Annotated in this window: 19 protein-coding genes; 5 read left to right on the top strand and 14 right to left on the bottom strand. The window is 62.8% G+C overall.

Annotated features, from left to right (window positions below; all coding sequences use genetic code 11):
- Nucleotides 1-22: 22 nt before the first annotated feature.
- Nucleotides 23-301: a hypothetical protein gene (locus tag KIO74_RS19295; protein WP_213333375.1), complete on the bottom strand. Its 279-nt coding sequence runs from the start codon at nt 299-301 to the stop codon at nt 23-25.
- Nucleotides 302-597: 296 nt separating this feature from the next.
- Here KIO74_RS19295 and KIO74_RS19290 point away from each other — a divergent pair, with 296 nt between their 5' ends.
- Entirely contained in the window at nt 598-927 is a 330-nt protein-coding gene (locus KIO74_RS19290; protein ID WP_213333374.1) for a PsiF family protein, read from the top strand.
- Nucleotides 928-1,220: 293 nt separating this feature from the next.
- Here the strand turns inward: KIO74_RS19290 and KIO74_RS19285 are convergent, their stop codons facing one another.
- A complete protein-coding gene (locus tag KIO74_RS19285) occupies nt 1,221-1,364 on the bottom strand; it encodes a hypothetical protein (protein WP_213333373.1) in 144 nt (47 codons plus the stop codon).
- A gap of 255 nt (nt 1,365-1,619) precedes the next feature.
- Nucleotides 1,620-2,420 carry a DUF3806 domain-containing protein gene (locus KIO74_RS32515; protein ID WP_213333372.1) on the bottom strand — a complete coding sequence of 267 codons (801 nt, stop codon included), beginning with the start codon at nt 2,418-2,420 and terminating at the stop codon, nt 1,620-1,622.
- Here KIO74_RS32515 and KIO74_RS19275 point away from each other — a divergent pair.
- Nucleotides 2,413-3,858: an NAD-dependent succinate-semialdehyde dehydrogenase gene (locus KIO74_RS19275; protein ID WP_213333371.1), complete on the top strand. Its 1,446-nt coding sequence runs from the start codon at nt 2,413-2,415 to the stop codon at nt 3,856-3,858. The two genes, KIO74_RS32515 and KIO74_RS19275, sit on opposite strands and share 8 nt — an antisense overlap.
- 328 nt (nt 3,859-4,186) lie before the next feature.
- On the opposite strand, the gene KIO74_RS19270 is transcribed toward KIO74_RS19275, so the two are convergent.
- The 3 genes from KIO74_RS19270 to KIO74_RS19260 all read right to left on the bottom strand — a co-directional run bounded on the left by KIO74_RS19270 (nt 4,187) and on the right by KIO74_RS19260 (nt 6,894).
- Complete coding sequence (locus tag KIO74_RS19270) at nt 4,187-5,110, bottom strand: ribokinase (RefSeq protein WP_213333370.1); 924 nt, start codon at nt 5,108-5,110, stop codon at nt 4,187-4,189.
- Between the two features lie 255 nt (nt 5,111-5,365).
- A complete protein-coding gene (locus KIO74_RS19265; protein ID WP_213333369.1) occupies nt 5,366-5,641 on the bottom strand; it encodes a hypothetical protein in 276 nt (91 codons plus the stop codon).
- Nucleotides 5,638-6,894, bottom strand: a complete 1,257-nt coding sequence (locus KIO74_RS19260; protein ID WP_213333368.1) for a Gfo/Idh/MocA family protein — start codon at nt 6,892-6,894, stop codon at nt 5,638-5,640. Before KIO74_RS19260 ends, KIO74_RS19265 begins: the two co-directional genes overlap by 4 nt.
- 282 nt (nt 6,895-7,176) lie before the next feature.
- Here KIO74_RS19260 and KIO74_RS19255 point away from each other — a divergent pair, with 282 nt between their 5' ends.
- Nucleotides 7,177-8,391 (top strand): ROK family transcriptional regulator, encoded by a 1,215-nt coding sequence (locus KIO74_RS19255; protein ID WP_213333367.1) that lies wholly within the window; start codon nt 7,177-7,179, stop codon nt 8,389-8,391.
- A 133-nt stretch (nt 8,392-8,524) separates the two neighbouring features.
- Here the strand turns inward: KIO74_RS19255 and KIO74_RS19250 are convergent, their stop codons facing one another.
- The 4 genes from KIO74_RS19250 to KIO74_RS19235 form a co-directional block, all read right to left on the bottom strand.
- Entirely contained in the window at nt 8,525-8,959 is a 435-nt protein-coding gene (locus KIO74_RS19250) for a hypothetical protein (RefSeq protein WP_213321474.1), read from the bottom strand.
- Between the two features lie 718 nt (nt 8,960-9,677).
- Entirely contained in the window at nt 9,678-11,207 is a 1,530-nt protein-coding gene (locus KIO74_RS19245) for an ATP-binding protein (protein ID WP_213333366.1), read from the bottom strand.
- Entirely contained in the window at nt 11,204-11,947 is a 744-nt protein-coding gene (locus tag KIO74_RS19240) for a response regulator (protein WP_213333365.1), read from the bottom strand. The genes KIO74_RS19245 and KIO74_RS19240 overlap by 4 nt, the downstream gene beginning before the upstream one ends.
- Nucleotides 11,948-12,735: 788 nt before the next feature.
- Nucleotides 12,736-12,993: a hypothetical protein gene (locus tag KIO74_RS19235; protein WP_213333364.1), complete on the bottom strand. Its 258-nt coding sequence runs from the start codon at nt 12,991-12,993 to the stop codon at nt 12,736-12,738.
- A gap of 564 nt (nt 12,994-13,557) precedes the next feature.
- On the opposite strand from KIO74_RS19235, the gene KIO74_RS19230 reads away from it, so the two are divergent.
- Nucleotides 13,558-14,292, top strand: coding sequence for a TerC family protein (locus KIO74_RS19230; RefSeq protein WP_213333363.1), 735 nt, complete (start codon nt 13,558-13,560; stop codon nt 14,290-14,292).
- A gap of 43 nt (nt 14,293-14,335) precedes the next feature.
- Here the strand turns inward: KIO74_RS19230 and KIO74_RS19225 are convergent, their stop codons facing one another.
- Genes KIO74_RS19225 through KIO74_RS19210 form a run of 4 tightly spaced genes read right to left on the bottom strand, consistent with a single transcriptional unit; the run spans nt 14,336 to nt 17,095 of the window.
- Nucleotides 14,336-14,788 carry an arsenate reductase ArsC gene (locus KIO74_RS19225; RefSeq protein WP_213333362.1) on the bottom strand — a complete coding sequence of 151 codons (453 nt, stop codon included), beginning with the start codon at nt 14,786-14,788 and terminating at the stop codon, nt 14,336-14,338.
- Nucleotides 14,789-14,792: 4 nt separating this feature from the next.
- Complete coding sequence (locus KIO74_RS19220; RefSeq protein WP_213333361.1) at nt 14,793-15,275, bottom strand: UPF0262 family protein; 483 nt, start codon at nt 15,273-15,275, stop codon at nt 14,793-14,795.
- Between the two features lie 18 nt (nt 15,276-15,293).
- Nucleotides 15,294-16,616 (bottom strand): histidinol dehydrogenase, encoded by a 1,323-nt coding sequence (gene hisD, locus KIO74_RS19215; RefSeq protein ID WP_213333360.1) that lies wholly within the window; start codon nt 16,614-16,616, stop codon nt 15,294-15,296.
- Nucleotides 16,617-16,666: 50 nt separating this feature from the next.
- On the bottom strand, nt 16,667-17,095 hold the full coding sequence (locus KIO74_RS19210) for a DUF2948 family protein (protein ID WP_213333359.1): 429 nt from the start codon (nt 17,093-17,095) through the stop codon (nt 16,667-16,669).
- 240 nt (nt 17,096-17,335) lie between these two features.
- Between KIO74_RS19210 and KIO74_RS19205 the strand changes: the two genes are divergently transcribed.
- Complete coding sequence (locus KIO74_RS19205) at nt 17,336-17,710, top strand: hypothetical protein (protein ID WP_213333358.1); 375 nt, start codon at nt 17,336-17,338, stop codon at nt 17,708-17,710.
- The last annotated feature ends 66 nt before the right edge of the window (nt 17,711-17,776 follow it).

Raw genomic sequence — 17,776 nt, 5'->3', positions numbered from 1 at the left:
CGCAGCGCGCCGTGGATCTCCCTCAATGGACCTCGTACGACGCTTCGAATTCGTCGATCTGGCGCCTGAGATCGGCGAGCAGCGCGCGCAATTCCTCATCAGGCCGCGGCTGCCGACCGACGACAGACAGTTGCCGCGACACATGGGCGGCACTCGCCGCGAGGCTATGTCTCATGCTCCAGAGTTCTTGCAACTGAAAGGCAACATCCACGTCGCCGACATAGGCGGCGATCGTTACCCCCTGCTCAAGCTCGACCTCGATACTCGCCCCCGCAGCGCGTATGTCAGGATATTTCGTCATGAAGGCCCCCACCTTTCAGAACGATTAACATTAATGCGTGGAATATCTTATGCAAGCAGCGGAGCCGGGCCGGCTCCACGCTGGCGATGGAAGACTGCCGTAATCGAGCGGTTTGCTCTGCGAGTGCGAAGTTTTAGACGAGCCCCCTTCCAGCCCAGGGCCGGTTGAACGGACTGACCCGATCGCCCCCCGACGGCCGCATCAATCTGCCATAAAAAGATGTAAGAATGTTCTTGCGATTGATTACCAGTAAGCGCGAACTGCGCGACAGCCTGCGCTCCCCACAGGAGGATGCCATGATCACGCGTACTCTCCTTGCCGCTTTCGTAGCCCTCACCGTCTTGTCTCTCAGCGTCTCCACACCGGCTGCTGCCCAGTCCGCGGCACAGAACGCCCAGCGCGAGCGCATGACGACGTGTAACAATGATGCCAAGGCGAAATCGCTCGCGGGAGATCAGCGAAAGACCTTCATGTCGGATTGCCTCGCGGGCAAGACGAGCGCCACGGAGCAAAAGGCCCTCAGCGCTCCGCAACAGCGCATGAAGGATTGCAACGCTGACGCGACCAAACAAGCGCTCACCGGTGACAAACGGAAAGCATTCCTCAGCACTTGCCTCAAGAGCTGAGGCGTACGGCCGCATCCAAGCCTGCGGGATCTTTGCCGTCCCTCTGATGGGGCACGGCAAGCACCTTCCTATGCGCGATCAAAACGTGGAGGCGACCGTCCGCGATGCGCCGTTTTGGCACAAAGCTACGGTTCCCGCCGCCTTCGGTTGGGCTGACTTGCTACGGCGGCAGGTCATGTCGAAGGCCATCGGGAAAAGGCCGACTTCCCGTCGGCGCGCCGAGACATCCTCGAAACCCTGCAAAAAATGATTCGTGGTTTTTTTGTGATTGTCATGGGGAACTTTTAGGCATTCTATGCGTAGTTCAGTGGGAGGCGCGTATGGTTCCCGATAGTCACCTCGTCGAGATAGAGACCCACCCGGAGGCTGTCCGTGCCGCTCAGGCAAGGATCCGCAGTCACCGCGCCGCCATTGCCGATCTCCGTGCGAAGGGGCATTCAAGCGAAATGCTCGACGGCGTTCTCCGCTATCTCGTCGCCGCGCAGCCCCAAGACGTGTCGCCACGCTGGCGTGCGCCGAGGCCTATTGATATGTCCGCTACCGCGGATCCGGAACCGCCCCTCTAGCCATGCCAAGCCGTGACGGCAGAGCGCCCGCCCCTTACCAGTTAAGGGAGCGAGCGCAGCGTAACGCGCGGGTCTCATACGCAATCACGCCATAAAGACAACGGTTTGAAGGGAAGCGGGTTCCCTTCACCCATCGCAGCTCTTGGCATCCCTGTGTCGTTGCCGCTGCTCTTCAACCATTTTCACGCCGCCATTGAAAAGACCGAGAACGTCGATCTCCTCGCCGTCCTCCACTCGCTTTGATATCGTCGTCAGAACAAAGAGGATCAGCCCGCTTTCGGCATCCTGAAGCGCGGGGTCGCGGCCAACTGCATCGTCCACGACGATCCAGGCAAGGCCGAGTTCCTGAGCCAGGGCATCGCCGAAAGTGATGCCGAGGCTTTGGAGTTTCCAGGTCTCATCACGTTCGATCATGCCCGGCGTCAACAGGGCCTGGATGATCCTCAGCTTGCCATCGACGGTCTCGTAGCGATGCTGGAATTCAGGCTTGAAATGCCCGCGCACCCATTCGCGCTGCCGCTCCACATGGGCGGCATCGTCCCCCGCCAATGCCTCCGTACGCTGGCTCGTCATTGCAAGCTTCCTTTCACAAGCTGTTTTTCTCAAGTTGGCCAACGCATCCGTCGACGGTTGAAGCAACACGGCGGCCGCTACCGCCACAGGCCTCACGCAGCACCACGGGTTAAACCGAAAAAGCACCTCTCCGCCGTCCTTCTCGCGCTCAAGGTCCGGCATATTGAGCCATGACATCCGTTTGCGCCATTGATCTTCGCCCTGCGTCGATCCATCTGATGTGCATTGCACGAAAAGCCATGGCTCGCTGCTCGTGAAGGGTTTATCACAACGCCGGACGGTAAATTTCGCACGGCTTGCTTGTTGGCGGCTCACGACACGGATTTGATCCCTGGAGTATCTGACGATGACCACACCCGCTTATCCCGAGGTTCAGCTCTTCATTGACGGCTCCTGGACACGGGGAACGGAAGGGCAAAGCCTGAAGGTGCTCAACCCCGCCACCGGTGAGGCCATTGGGAGCTTCGCCAAGGCTGACAAGGTTGACCTTGACCGTGCACTGAAAGCCGCCCAGAAGGGCTTCGACACTTGGCGCAAGGTCTCGGCCTTCGACCGCTCGAAGCTTCTGCGCCGCGCCGCAGACATCCTTCGCGAACGCGCTGACGCGATAGCGCCCTTGCTGACGCTGGAGCAGGGCAAGCCGCTTCCTGAGGCCAAGGGCGAGCTGATGTCATCCGCCGACGTCATCGACTGGGCCGCCGAGGAAGGCCGCCGCACCTATGGCCGTATCATTCCCGCGCGAGCCCCGGGCGTTCAGCAGCTTGCCATCAAGGAGCCGATCGGCCCGGTGGCGGCCTTCACGCCCTGGAACTTCCCGGTGAGCCAGGTGGCCCGCAAAATCGCCGCCGGCCTCGCCGCCGGTTGCTCCTTCATCGTCAAGGCTCCGGAAGACACCCCCGCCTCACCGGCCGAACTCATCCGCGCCTTCGCCGATGCCGGACTGCCGGCGGGCGTCATCAACCTCGTCTATGGTGATCCGGCGGAGATTTCGTCCTATCTCATCGCCCATCCCACCATCCGCAAGGTGTCCTTCACCGGCTCTGTTCCGGTCGGCAAGCATCTCGCGGCTCTCGCCGGAACGCATATGAAGCGGGCGACCATGGAGCTCGGCGGCCACGCGCCGGTCGTGGTCTTCGACGACGCCAATGTCGCCGAGGCGGGCAAGATCATGGTCGGCTCCAAGTTCCGCAATGCCGGCCAGGTCTGCATCTCCCCCACGCGCTTCTATGTACAGGACGGCGCCTATGACGAGTTCCTGGAGACCTTCGTCGCCGGAGCCAAGGCCGTGAAGGTAGGCGACGGCATGGACCCGTCGACGACCATGGGGCCGCTCGTCAGCGAACGCCGCCGCCTTGCGGTGGAAGAGCTCATCAACGACGCCGTGCAGAACGGCGCGACGCTCGTCACCGGCGGAAAGCGCGTCGGCAATACCGGCAACTTCCTCGAGCCGACCGTGCTCACGGACGTCACGCCCTCCATGCGCATCATGAATGAAGAGCCCTTCGGCCCGGTGGCGCTGTTCTCGCGCTTCGCGGAGTTCGACGCGCTCGTGCCGGAAGTGAACCGCCTGCCCTTCGGTCTCGCCGGCTATGCCTTCACGCGCTCCAGTGAGCGCATGGCGGCGGTGTCGGACGTCATGGAAACCGGCATGATCACCATCAACCATCTGGGCCTTGCCCTGCCGGAAGTGCCCTTCGGCGGCGTCAAGGATTCCGGCTATGGCTCGGAAGGCGGCATCGAGGCGGTCGAGGCCTATCTCAACACGAAATTCGTGAGCCAGGTCGGGCGCTGAATCGTTACGACGAATGGGCCGGACCAAAGTCCGGCCCAAAAATCGCGCATGACGTCGTCCGACAATGACGTCCGAGGTCACAGGACCTCCAGGATCACCACATCAGTTGTGGTCTCCAGGCCAGGTTTCTCTCATCCCCCGCACCGATCCCTCCCCTTCAGGGAGGGTGGCGCCGCAGGCGCCGGGTGGGGTCCGACCTGACGCCGACCCGGTAAAAGCGAACAACACGACCATCTGGTCAGCAGAGCATGACTCCCGGCCGCGCGGCCCACCCGCCCTTGCTGACGCAAGGTCCCCTCCCCTTCAGGGAGGGATCGGTGCCAATCTTTCACGATCGCTTGTCCTCAAACCTGCCTGCGTTCCCAAGCAGCGCCTCGACATCGTCGCGGCGGGGCAGGCTCGGTTGCGCGCCCTGCTTCAGGCAAGCGAGCGCCCCGGCCGCGCAGCCCTGTCGGATAGCGATTTCCAGCCGCAGCCCCGCGTCGAGCGCGGCCGCGAAAGCGCCGACGAAGGCATCGCCCGCCCCCGTCGTATCGACGGGATCGACGGGAAAACCGGGACAGCGCGCCGTCTGCCCATCCACATGGGCCAGAGCCCCCTGGGCACCGAGGGTCACCACGACGCCGAGGCCCAGATCAGAGGCGAGCTTCTCGACGACATCACTCGCCCCGCCATGCAGGCCGGAGCGCTCGGCGACCTGCCGCAGCTCCTCCTCGTTGACGATGAGGATATCGACCAGGGACAGAAGCTTCGTGGACACGGGCCGCGCGGGCGCGAGATTGAAGATGCGGGTCATCCCGCGCCCCTTCGCCCAGGCCAGCGCCTTCTCGGTCTCGCCCATGGAGACCTCGCCCTGCACCAGCAGGCTGTCGCCCGCAGCCGTGACAATCTCATCCAGCGCCGCCGCCTTCACCTGCGCATTGGCGCCCGGTGACAGCACGATCTGGTTCTCGCCGTTCGCGTCCACGGTGATGAAGGCCGTGCCGGTAACGCCGTCCGCCGTCGCGACATGGTCGAGATGGACCCCATCCGCGTGAAGATGCGCGAGGGCGAGATCCGCGAAATTGTCAGTCCCGGCCGCGCCGACAAATGCAACCTCGGCCCCCATGCGCCGGGCCGCAAGCGCCTGATTGGCCCCCTTGCCGCCCGCCGCCACCACATGGTCCGCGCCCGTGATGGTCTCCCCCGGATGGGGAAAGCGCTCGACCTTGCTGATGAGATCGATGTTCACCGAGCCAAAGACGACGATCATGGAGCCTCCCGGGTCCTCTGCACGCGGACGAACGGACATCCGCCACGCCGCTTATCGCGATTCGCCGGGAGTGTGGCACGGATTGCGGGGATCGACGAGGGTGGGCTGCATTTGAAATGCCCCTGATAAAAAGGGCCGAACGCCTCCGCCCAACTCAAGAGTTCACCCGTGAAAAACCTTCTCCCGGCAACGAAACAGCCAGTCATCCAAAGAAATAAAAAGTATAATCGCTCCTTACGACGCAAAAGGATTTTACTATTTATCCCCCTCTGGAACAGCTGGAAAATCCTCGGCCTCACGCTCCTTGGCGGGATAATATACAGTGACAAAACCTTCCTGCCAGCCAGTTGATCCCAAAGTCACGGCTTCAAATGAGAACCCTTCCGGATAGTCACGAAAACCCGGCTTGTCGCTTAGCTTTTCGATAACCTCCTCGCAATCCTTGGCAGTCGCATAGATGCCGATATGTAATAAGGTATCTTTGCGATCCTCGTATTCGCGCGTGTACCACAAGTTATAGACTGTATTCATCCCTCACCCCGCGCCACCACCGGCACATAGTCTTCCAGCGCGGGGTCCGGCAGCTCGACGGTGCGGTTGAGTTCGGAGGAGCGGTAGAGGGCCATCAGCATCTCGACCACGGCGACGCCGTCGTGGAAGGTCTCGAAGGGCATGGCACCACGGCGGAAGCAGTCGACGAAATAGCGGTTTTCTAGCGTATAGCCATAGATGCCCGCTTCGTCATCGAGCACGGGCATCAGTCCCTGCTCGGCATTCTGCTTCTCCACGAGGTCCTCGCCGGCATCGCCCTCCACGGCGCGCGACAGGAACACCTTGAGCCCGGTGTTCAGCGACGAGAACTCCATGGCATATTCCGGGCCGAGCAGTTCGAGCGTGATGCGCAGCCCCGGCCCCACATAGGCCCATGAGGTGGTTGCCTCGACGATCGCGGTTTCGCCGTCCGGGCCTGCGAAGGTCAGGATGCCGCGCGCGAAATCCTCCGCCGGGCGGTTGATGTAGTCCACCCCCGGCATGGCGGCGGCGAGCTTCGCCGCATAGGCGGGCCGCGTCCATTTGAGATTGGCGACGGTGGCATTGACCGAGACGAGCTTCAGCGCATCGCGCGGCTCATCGGGAGCCGTGAGCAGAAAGCGCCCCACCTCGACGCTGTGGCACATCATGTCCGAGAGCACACCGCCACCCTGCTTGTCGCCCTGCCAGAACCAGGGCTCGTGGGGGCCGGCGTGCTCCTCCGCAGCGCGGGCGAGATAAGGACGCCCGGTCGCCGGCGCGGCGCGGCGCCAGATGATGTCGCGGCCGCGCTGGACGGCGGTGGAGAACAGCTGGTTCTCGAGATAGCCGTGAAGGAGTCCCGCGTCCTCGGCGAGCGCCAGCATCTCGCGCGCCTCCCGAAGCGTACGGGCCAGAGGTTTTTCGCAAGCCACTGCCCGGAGGGGCGCCCGCCCCTGCTTCACGGCCGCATGGATGGCGCGCATGGTGGCAAGCCGGGTGTGATTCGGCGTGGTGATCCACAGGGCATCGATCTCGCCGGAGACGAGCATCGCCTCAAGGCTGTCGAAGCGGCGACAAGGGCCGAGATCCAGGCTTTCGGCCAGCGCGGCGAAACTCTCGCGCCGCTCGGCGCGCGGGCTGTAGACGCCAGCGACGACCACGTTGCGCACGCCGGTCAGCGCCTGCAGATGAAAACGCGCGATGAAGCCTGAGCCGATGAAACCGATGCGCAGCGTGGGCAGCACGGCGAGCGATGGGGAATCAGCGGTCATGGTGGCTTCCTCGGCAATGCGCATCGGCGGCGCTGTTTTAAAGGCCCGACTCGGCGACCAAGCCCCCGTACCTGCACGAGGCAGCCTTGTTGGCGCAGAACCCGAGCCAAGCTTTCATGCCATTTTTGTAAAGCTCCCTGACGAAAGCAACCAAAAACTGCGTGTTTCAACCGCAGGACGGGCATCCCCGAAAGACATGCTCGATGAGTTGACGCCCCGCCACCGGTGATTTAGTCAATCTCCCGGACATTATCGATCCGGTTCACGCCTTGCGAGGTCGTCATGGCAACCGATGCGCCCTCCACGCCCGTCGCCCGGCAGATCTCGCTGCGCACCGTCATTCAGGCCGTGCTCAATGAAGGGGCGATCTCTCGCGCGCAGATCGCCAAGGTTACCGGACTGTCCAAGCAGACCACCTCCGAGGTCGTGCGCGAGCTGGAGGATGGCGGCTGGCTGCGGGAGCGCGGACGCACGCAAGGCGTCCTCGGGCGCAGCGCGGTGACCTACGAAATCAACAACAGGGCCGCGTTCGTGCTTGGCCTCGATCTCGGCGGCACCAAGCTCCGGATCGCCGTCGCGGATCTCGCCGGCGCCGTGCTGGCGGAAGAGGAAGTGCCGACCGACCTGCGGGGCGGCCTTCATGTCGTGGAGCAGATCGCCGCTCTCGCCCGCCGCCTCGCGGCCGCGGCTGATGTCCCCGCCACGGGCCTGCGCTTCGGCGTCATGGGCACGCCCGGCGTGGTCGATGCCGCGAGCGGCGCCATCACGGTCGCGCCCAATATTCCCGGCGTCGACCGAATCGATGTGGCGGGAGCCTTGCGTGAGCGTCTCGGCATCACCATCGCCATCGAAAACGATGTCAATCTCGCCGTGAAAGGCGAGCAATGGCAGGGACATGGCGCGGGCGCCGGCACCTTCGCCTTCATCGCCCTCGGCACCGGTATCGGCATGGGCATCGTGGCGGATGGCAAGCTTCTCCGTGGTGCTCGCGGGGCAGCCGGCGAGATCGCCTATCTGCCCATCGGCGGCGACCCCTATGATCCCATGGGCTTCATGCTCGGGACCCTGGAGACCGCGGTCGGCAGCAAGGCCATCGCCGATCGCTATCGCGACTACGGCGGCACGGCGGGCACAACCGTGCGCGAAATTTTCACGGCTCTCGAAGCCGGGGACGACATCGCCGCTGTGACCATCGACGAGACAGCCCGGCTCATCGCACCGGCCCTGGTCGCGGTACAGGCGCTGATCGACCCGGAGGTCATCGTGTTCGGCGGCAGCATCGGTGTCAGGACCGAGCTGTTCGAGCGCGTCCGGCATCACCTTGCGCGCTGCGGGCATGTGCCGCCACGGCTCGCCATCAGCCGGCTCGGCAATCGCGCCGCCTTGATCGGTGCCATCGGCACCGCCTTGACCGACCTTCACAACAGCCTGTTCGGGCTGGACGTGAAACCGGGCGGCCTCTCGCTTCCCGCCGTCGGCGCAGGCACGGAGGCCTGAAGGCCCGCGCGCCGCCCGGGCTGGGCTCCCGCGCCGGGGCACTGAGACTGGCCGACATATCCCGGAACGACAACGGCCGCCTCGTGGAGGCGGCCGTATCATTCAAAACGCAAGCCGGTGAGCCGGAAGTCGCTCAGCTCTCCGAGCGGGGGGGCTGCTGCGGGGCCGGCGCGGGCGTCGGCGTTTCCATGCTGCGGCCGACAGGGCGCATGGGATGGCCGGGCTGGCGCGGATCGTTCTTGGCAACGGACTGCGCCATGTTCATGACGTCGCGGCGGATGCTCTCGAGCAGATCCTGCCCCCAGCCTGTGTCGCCAAAGCCGATATGCTTCAACGCTTCCTTGATCACATCGATCTTGGCCGACACTTCGAAGGTGTTGCGGGCCTCGATGCTGCCGATGGAACGCTCAACCGTGCGCAATTCACGCAGGAGGTCGTCACGCAGCGACTTCTGATCGTCGGCGTTGATCAGCGGGGACGCAAGCATGCCGCGCAATGCAGCCCAACGCAGGCCGAGAGCCGCAACACTGCTCGATTGGTCCTCGGAATTTGGCGGAACATTGGTCATGGTTACGCTCCCACGAGGGTACGATCTACTGGAAGGAGTTCAGTGACGGCAGGACGCCGGCACCAAGGCGATGGAAGTCCGCTGACAGCGAATCGAGACAAAACTGAGATAACCGCATGGCCATAACATGTCATCGACCATCAGAACGATCGCTCGCCTGAATGGTTCGCATATCTTGTCCTTAGAGCATCATGGCCAAAAGTGTAAGCGCCTTTGGCGAGACAATGGGCAGACTCCGGGCTGACATCCGCTCCCCGCGGGGAGGTTATCCCCAATCCCCACATGTCATGGCTTCGCGCAAGGACTTCCGGCGACAGAAGGAAGAACCGCAAAAGTAAGCGCTGGGTGACGGCAGAGTCTCTTAACGATGCGTTAAACGTCGGATTGCGCCAGGAAATCGGGCGCTCGCGCTCCCGTCGCGCCGCCCACCTCGCATTCGATTGCCCGACCGCTTGTGACCTCCAAGGCCAAGCCTACGCTCGGAGCGGACGACCCTGTTCAGCTCGGGCGTTAACGGCGCCATCATGGCGGCCTACCGTCTCACAAAGCTGATCGGAACAAAAATACGGGATAACCGGTTGTTGTGGGTGAGAAATAACGGAAGGAGACAGACATGCGCGGTATCATTCTCTGGATTCTCGGTGTCCCCGTGTCCGTGATTATCCTCTTATACCTTTTCAATTTCCTTTAGTATTATTCGGGACAGTATAAAAGGGGATCAACGCGGTAAGTTCACGGTAACTTTTAGGCCAGCTGGAGTTTGTGCGGGATTGCGCGGCTCCATCACAATACTCCCCCCGTGACCGCTGATGATGTCACGGGCGATTGTCAGGCCTAATCCCGTACCGCCCGTCTCCCGGCTCCTGGAGGTTTCAAGACGCTGAAACGGCGCGAATGCCCGCTCCACGTCCTCGGGCCGAATTCCCGGGCCGTTGTCCTCGACAATCACCTTCATGGTTTTCGGCGCCACCACGAGGCTGACCGCTACAGCGCCTCCATATTTGGCGCCGTTGTGGATAATGTTGGCGAGGGCACGCCGCACGGCGACGGGCTGACAACGGCCCGTCGCGTGATCCGGCCCAAAGTAGCGCGCCTCCCCTCCTTCGTCGGTCACGTCATCGCAGAGGCTGATCAGCAGCGACGCGATATCGACGGGACGATGCTGCTCACGTTTGGCCTCCTCGCTGGCGAAGGTAAGCGTTGCCTCGACCATCGTTTCCATCTCAGCGATGTCTGACATCACCTGCCGGCGCTGCGCCGGATCATCGAGATATTCCGCAACGAGCCTCAGTCGCGTCAGCGGTGTCCGCAGATCGTGGGAGATCGCGGCCAGAACCATCGTTCTCTCGTCGACAAAACGCTTGAGGCGCACCTGCATGTCGTTGAACGCGCGGGCGATGGCCGCGAATTCGCGGATCGGCGGAGGCTCGATCGGTGTCATTTCGCGCTCACGACCAAGCCTTTCCGCGGCCATGACGAGACGTTGAAGAGGCTTCAGCATGCTGCGCGCCATCCAAACTGATAGCACTGCGATAAGAGTGAGGCTCAAGACAAAGAGCGTCAGACTGCGAATTCGGTCCCACTCGAAAAGGCGCGCCCGGAAAGGGGTATCTTTCGGCTCGACCACGAGCCAGTTCGCATCAGCCGCGCCATCCAGAGGCAACCCGATCGCGAAGCCTGGCGGAAGCACCGTCTCCCGCGCGATGGCCATGTTATGGGGCTCCGGGAGAGCCTCGGCACCTGGAGGCACCACACTGACCACGGGCGGTCCGAAGCGTCCTCCTTCACGGTCAGGCGGTTCCTGCGTCACGACCGCCGGCGCTCCATTGGCGCCAAGCCCGGCCCTCAGCAAGAGGACCAGCCGATCATAAGGCCATTTCACCTCCTCACGAGCGGGGCGACCCTCGAGCGGCGGCCTGGGGCCCAATGCTCCCCATAGATCCCATAGCGAGGATGGCGGCGGCGGCGGCACCGGGCGACGATCTGCAATGGAGAACCTAAGCCATTGTGCCGCTGGCAATGCCTCGAGCGCCGCACCGCGAGCGTCAGATGGCGTGTTCCTGGCCAGTTGGTAGGCCTCGATCGTGGCATCCGCAATCCAACCGGCTTGAAAAACGGTGAAATGGGGTCGGGGAACGAGTAGGAACGCGATGATATTGACGATCTGGACGGCAGCGAGCGTCAGCGTGACCGCGAAGCCGATACGCGTGGCCAGACTGGTCGCGGATAATCGACGCCACAGGCTCACGGGCCATCGCCCCGCGCAACGGCGCTCGTGAAAATATAGCCTCCACTGCGGACAGTCTTGATGAGTTGTGGATCCTGCGGATCAATCTCGATCTTGCGGCGCAGGCGGCTGACCTGGACATCGATGCTGCGATCGAAGAGCTGCCCGACCCGCCCATGGGCGAGATCGAGCAACTGATCACGGCTCAAAACCCGTTCAGGATGCTCGACAAAAGCCAGAAGCAGATCGAACTCGCCGGATGTGAGATCCGTCAGCACCCCGTCAGGCGAATGGAGCGTGCGGTGAGAGGCATCAAGCCGCCAACCGGAAAAATTGAAGTTGCCGCGACCGTTACCCTGCGCCTCGGCCGCTTGGCCAGCGCTCTGCATGCGACGAAGAATGGCACGAATACGAGCCAGAAGTTCGCGCGGATTAAAAGGTTTTGTCACATAGTCGTCGGCGCCCAGTTCAAGTCCAACGATGCGGTCGGCGTCATGATTCATTGCCGTCAGCAGAACGATGGGCACAGGGTTCTCCGCGCGCAGCCGCCGGCACAGGGAGAGACCATCCTCCCCAGGCATCATGATGTCGAGGACGATAATGTCGAAGCGTCCGGCTGAAAGCGCCGCGAACATACGCTCGCCATTCGCGGCCTCGGTGGTGCGCATGCCATGATCGCTCAGGAAGCGCACCAGCATTCCGCGTATCTGGGGGTCGTCATCAACGATCAGCACATGGGGCTGAGCAGTGGTCGCCGACATGCGCCATGCTCCTTCGTTTTGTCGATCAAGACGGTATGCGCGCTTCTTATGAGATCCGCAAACGCGGCAGCAAGCGGATTTCTGTAACGCTTCGTTACAAACGGAAACCGCGTTGTCATCGCCCGTGGCGCAACACCCGCTAAACAAGGCTTGCTCGGGTCCTGTCCCGGAAGCATCGCGGGAACTCCCCCAGCCGCGCAACGTTTCCGGGACAGGGCGCTCGGAAGAACTTGTCCGCATTTCCCGAGACCGAGCACTGGTTTTCCAGCCCATTGCAGGGCGCAAGGCGTGTTGATCAAATGTCTTTTGTTTTCAGCCTTTACACGAAATCCGCCGTCTCATCCGGGCCCAGGCGTTCCGCGTCAGTCATGTCGCGGAGATACGCGACGATGGTAGGCTGGGTCACAGCGGCGGCGGCCTGTTTGGCACTGTGGATCTGCCTGGCTGTCCTGTTTGGAGAGCGCGACGGGCGCGTCGCTGTTCAGGCCAATGATTGTACGGTGAGCACCTATCGCGATCCCGTCACCGGCCGAGAGCGAACGGCGACATCGTCAGTCAGTTCGCTGGAAAAGCGCCTTACCTGCGGCCGTCCTTAGGTCAATCCGGGACGTGAGCCAGTCCGCGCTTTCGTCGCGGCCACCGCATCAGCCGGTGATTGGAAGTTTGAAGCTGAACCTGTCGAACCACGTCCACAACCCGCGCGAGCGTGCTCTGATCGCCACGCCATTCCGCGGGTATGCTTCGGATGAATCAAGTTTCCCGGATTCTGCGGGAGCCTTGCGTGGATGTCAGCGCCGCAACCGGCGGCCGTTGGCGCGAACCTTGCGCCGAAGTCGGCTCACGACATGTTCCGCCGCACCGCCCGTCGCGAGGGTGGCCGCGGCTTCGACAAAGGCCGTGACCTTCTCATCAACCATACGGTTCATTTCCGCCTCTGCGACGGGACCGCCGCTGGCCAGCCGCAGCATGCGCAATGCAATGACTTCCTGAGCCTCGAAACCCAGAAGTGTCACGTCACGCGACAGCCGCATCCACGCTTGCCACATGATTCAACCTTCATGATCTGCTAGTGAAACGATCCACTTAGTGGCCGGCCATGGCCGCCGAAGCCAGGTTGGCCAGTCCCGGAGAAGGCCAAAATGGGGGCGTGTCAGGGTCGGACCTGCTGGGATCTCCCTCGCCATCATCAAATATGTCGAGGCGCGTACTTCCGTTTGAACGTTGTCCAAAGGCCTACTGCAACTCCAGGGGCGACGTAAGCCCCGACTCAGCTTATTTGCATCAACAATAACGGCGAATCTTTAAAAATCGTTCACTAAGCACATCTGATATTCCGAAAACACATGGCGTCACCATCAAAAAAGCGGCGCCATGCACCAGGCGCGACACTTATCCACCGGCAAGCCGATTGGATAGGGCCTTGCGGGCGGAGGTCAGAGCATCCTTGTGCTGGGATTGAGCATGACGATCTGGCGCATGGCTGACTTGTCCTCACATCCCCCCGCGGAAGATATTGGTCGTGTATAGGATGGAGCCAGCCGCGCCGGAGGCAGGGTCCATGCCTCATGCTCCACCTCTCGGCGTGTCGGTCCACCGATCGAGTTACCCCTATGCTCTTCGACCCGCAAATCCTGCTGCAGATCCTGCAAATTGCCTGGATCGACCTGCTTCTGTCAGGCGACAATGCCGTTGTCATCGCATTAGCCTGTCGCTCTCTGCCCGCGCGCCAGAAGCGCGTCGGCATCTTTCTGGGGGCGAGCACAGCCGTCTGCCTCAGGATCATTTTCGCGCTGATCATCAGCTATCTGCTTGAACTGCCTTTCCTGCGAATCGCCGGCAGCCTCCTTCTTCTCTGGATCGCGGTGAAACTTGCGCTCGGGGAAGAAGACAGCGAGCACCACATCCGTGAGAGCACCAGCTTGTGGCAGGCCGTACGCACCATCGCCATCGCCGATGCCGTCATGAGCCTGGACAATGTCGTCGCCATATCGGCCGCCGCTCACGGCAACCCATGGCTTTTCATCTTTGGTCTCGTGCTGTCGATCCCGCTTATCATGGTGGGGTCCACGCTGATCATGGCCTTGCTCGAACGCTATCCCGTCTTCGTCTGGGCCGGCGCTCTGCTTCTTGGCTGGATCGCGGGAGAAATGCTTGTCTCGGATCCGCTGGTGGTGGCGCAGCTCAGTTCCCTCGGTACCGGTCTCGCCTTTCCCGATGCAGCCCATGACGGCGCGCTCATGCCGGTCTCGCGGGTGCTGTATACAGCCGCAGTCATCGGAGCGCTGATCGTCCTGGCGACTGCCGGCGCGCTGAAATGGTCACGCCGCCGGGAAGAGGAAATCTAGAAAGCGTCCGCGACAAGCGGATTTCGCTCTGGCGGGGCCGCCCTCAGGGCAGCTTCGAGAGGCGTTGGAGAATGCGCTGGGTCAGCTGGTCGCGGACACTGCGATAGGCATCGAGCCTCTGGTCGCGCGTTCCCTCCGTGGCCGTGGGGTCATGGGTCGGCCAGTATTCCACGTTGAAAGCATGCGTTCGCGTCAGTTCGAGCGACTGGTGATGCGCCTCCGGGGAGAGCGTCACGATCAGGTCGAAGCTCAAATCAGCCAGATCATCCAGCGACTGCGGGCTGTGATCTCCGATTGCGACGCCGATCTCGTCCATGACCGCCACGGCAAAGGGATCGAGCTCGTCGGGCCTGACGCCACACGAGGTGACATAGATCGTGCGGCCAAAAAAATGACGGGCAATGCCCGCCGCCATCGGCGAGCGCACGGCGTTGTGGGCGCACATGAACAGAACCGCCCGTACCGCGCGATCCCCGGCAGGCGACAGCTCTGCCATGGGCTCACCCCTTCCAGTGCAGTGCGAAGATCAGGGTGAACAGACGCCTGGCCGTGTCGAAATCAACCTCTACCTTGCCGTTGAGGCGGTCGCGCAGAAGTTCGGAGGCTTCGTTGTGCAGGCCCCGGCGTCCCATATCGATCGCCTCGATCTGCGACGGGGTCGCGCTGCGGATCGCCGCGTAGTAGCTGTCGCAGATGAGCTTGTAGTCCTTGATCACCCGCCGAAACGGCGTGAGGGAGAGCACGTGGGCGATCACCGCCTCGCCATTCTCGCGGCGAATGTCCAGCGCGAGCTTCTTCTCCACAAGCGAGATGCCGAGGCAGTAGGGGCCGCCTTCATCACCCGGTATGGCGAAGGAATTCGCCTCGACAATATCCCAGATGGCGACAGCCCGCTCGTGTTCCTGATCCGGATTGCCCCGACCGATGGACACTTCATCAAGCGTGACGGAAACGAGGCGGCGGCGAAGCTTTGCGTCTCCCAACCCTGTCTCCTGTCTCGCTCATCGATTAAGGCGGATGCTGACCGAACGCGCATGGGCATCAAGCCCCTCCGCCCGGCCAAGAGCGATCGCGGCCGGACCGAGAGCCGCGAGGCTATCGGGCGTGCATCGCAGGATAGACGTCCGCTTCATGAAGTCGAGTACCCCGAGCCCGGAAGAAAAGCGCGCCGAACGTGCCGTCGGCAGCACGTGGTTGGATCCCCCGACATAGTCGCCGATCGCTTCGGGCGTGTGACCGCCGAGAAAAATCGCACCAGCATTGCGGATGCGTCCCGCGAGCTCGTCGGCGTCATTGGCGATAATCTCGAGATGCTCCGGCGCCAGACGATCGACCAATGGGACAGCCGCGGCCAAGGAAGGCACGTGGATGATGGCGCCGAAATCCCGCCAGCTTGCTTCGGCGATGTCGCGGCGTGGCAAGCTTTTGAGCTGCCCGTCGACAGCCTCTCTCACAGCCGTGGCCAACGCGCGATCGTCGGTGATGAGGATCGATTGGGCTGCCGTGTCGTGCTCGGCCTGGGCGAGGAGATCCGCGGCGATCCATTCCGGATTGGCCGAGGCATCCGCCAGCACCAGGACTTCGGACGGACCGGCGATCATGTCGATGCCCACCCGCCCGAAGACGCGCCGCTTGGCGGCCGCCACATAGGCGTTGCCCGGGCCGACGATCTTGTCGACGGGCCGGATAGTACCGGTGCCGTAAGCGAGCGCGGCGACGGCCTGCGCGCCGCCGATGCGATAGACCTCGTCGACACCGGCGAGCCGCGCGGCCGCGAAGACCAGCGGATTGACCGCGCCACCGGGTGTCGGAACGACCATCACGACGCGCTCGACCCCGGCAACTTTTGCGGGGACGGCATTCATCAGCACGGACGAGGGATAGCTCGCCGTGCCGCCCGGCACATAGATCCCGACAGCGCCGACGGCCGTCCAGCGCCAGCCTAGGGTCACGCCGAGAGCATCGGTAAAACGCTCGTCCCTGGGCAACTGGCGGCTGTGATAGGCCTCTATCCGGTCGCGGGCCGTCTGGAGCGCGGCGAGCGTGTCGCTGTCGCAGGCGCCTGTCGCCGCGTCGAGCTCGGCATCGCTGACCCGCAGGGTCTCCGGCGTCAGGTCAAGCCGGTCGAACTGCCGCGAGAAATCGATCACCGCCTGGTCGCCGCCCTCGATCACGGCTTGCACGATGCGGGCAACGGCCTGATCGACCTCCTCCGAGACCTCGCGCTTCATGGCGAGGAGCTCCGCAAAGCGGGCGGAAAAATCGGCAGCCTGGCTGTCGAGTTCGTGCGGGCCACCGGGTGACGTGTCTGGCGCTTTGATCATTCGTCTCTGGCTACATCAATCGTCTGGGAACGGGCGGATGAGTACCATGATCAGGAAGGTTCATGGTTGGGACGGGCGGGTGCATCCCAAGCCGGTCCGAGGTCACGCAACTGGGCCTCGATGCACTCGACGCGCAGCTCGATGGCTGCTCCACCCGAGAATAATAGCAGCACAAGACCGGATGGCGCCTCCGTCTCGATAAAATCAATGGCGAGCAGGTTGAGCACCTCCCCGTTGCTGGTCGGATCGATCTTGTTGCGGCGAACCCGCTCGACCTGGTTGAAGTGCAAGGCGGCGAGCCGCCGCTGCGGCTTGCCCTCGGCAGGGGCCTCCCAATCGAAACGATGTACGGCCATCGCGAAACAGCGCCTGTGCGGAAGATAGGTCAGATCCTCGACTCGCAGCAGCGCATCCTGGAGATGGGCCGAGATGACGGACAAGTCTTCGCGGTCGAGGGCAATAAGCTTGATCTCGTCCATTTCGGTCCCCATGCGCCTATGAAAACACCAAAAATTGACGCACTGATGGTTTGTTATCTGCCGGTCGGTGCCGACGCAACAGATGCGGCGGCTCCGGCGTCGATGAAACATTCCCCGGCATCGAGCGTTGACAGACACAAGACTCAAACTGCGCGGGTCGTGCCATCGGTTCCGCTACAATGACTTTAGCTCCCTTGGAGCCTGCGCCCATACAAGATCGTGTGGGGCTCGGAGGAAACAATGTCTCTTCGCCTTTTTGCGTCGCTGTTCGCACTCCTTTTAGCCGGCTGGATGGCCGTGCCCCAGACAGCGCTAGCCCAGTATGCGCCTCCGGGCTACGGACGCGACTATTACGATGATCGTGGGCCGCCTCGCTATGATCCCCGCGAGGAAAGGCGTCGCGAAGAATGGCGCCGCCAGCAGGAATGGGAGCGTCGCAACGACCGCCGCGGTGGCTGGGATGACCGTCGCGGCGGCTGGGACGATCGTCGCGGCCCGAGGCGCGGCGGTTATTGTGTAACCTCCCGTGGAAGCTGCCCTGCCATTGGCCCTTCAGGCGGTGCGTGCCGCTGCGATATCCCCGGGTTTGGCCGCAAACGCGGCATCATCCAGTAGCCGCGAAGACGGGACATCCTGAAAGTCAAACCGCCGCTGTCTCCAGCGGCGGTTTTTTTGGTGCTC

Source organism: Chelatococcus sp. HY11 (assembly GCF_018398335.1).
In the GTDB taxonomy this organism is placed as follows: Bacteria; Pseudomonadota; Alphaproteobacteria; order Rhizobiales; family Beijerinckiaceae; genus Chelatococcus.
This window is presented reverse-complemented; position numbering and strand designations above follow the sequence as displayed.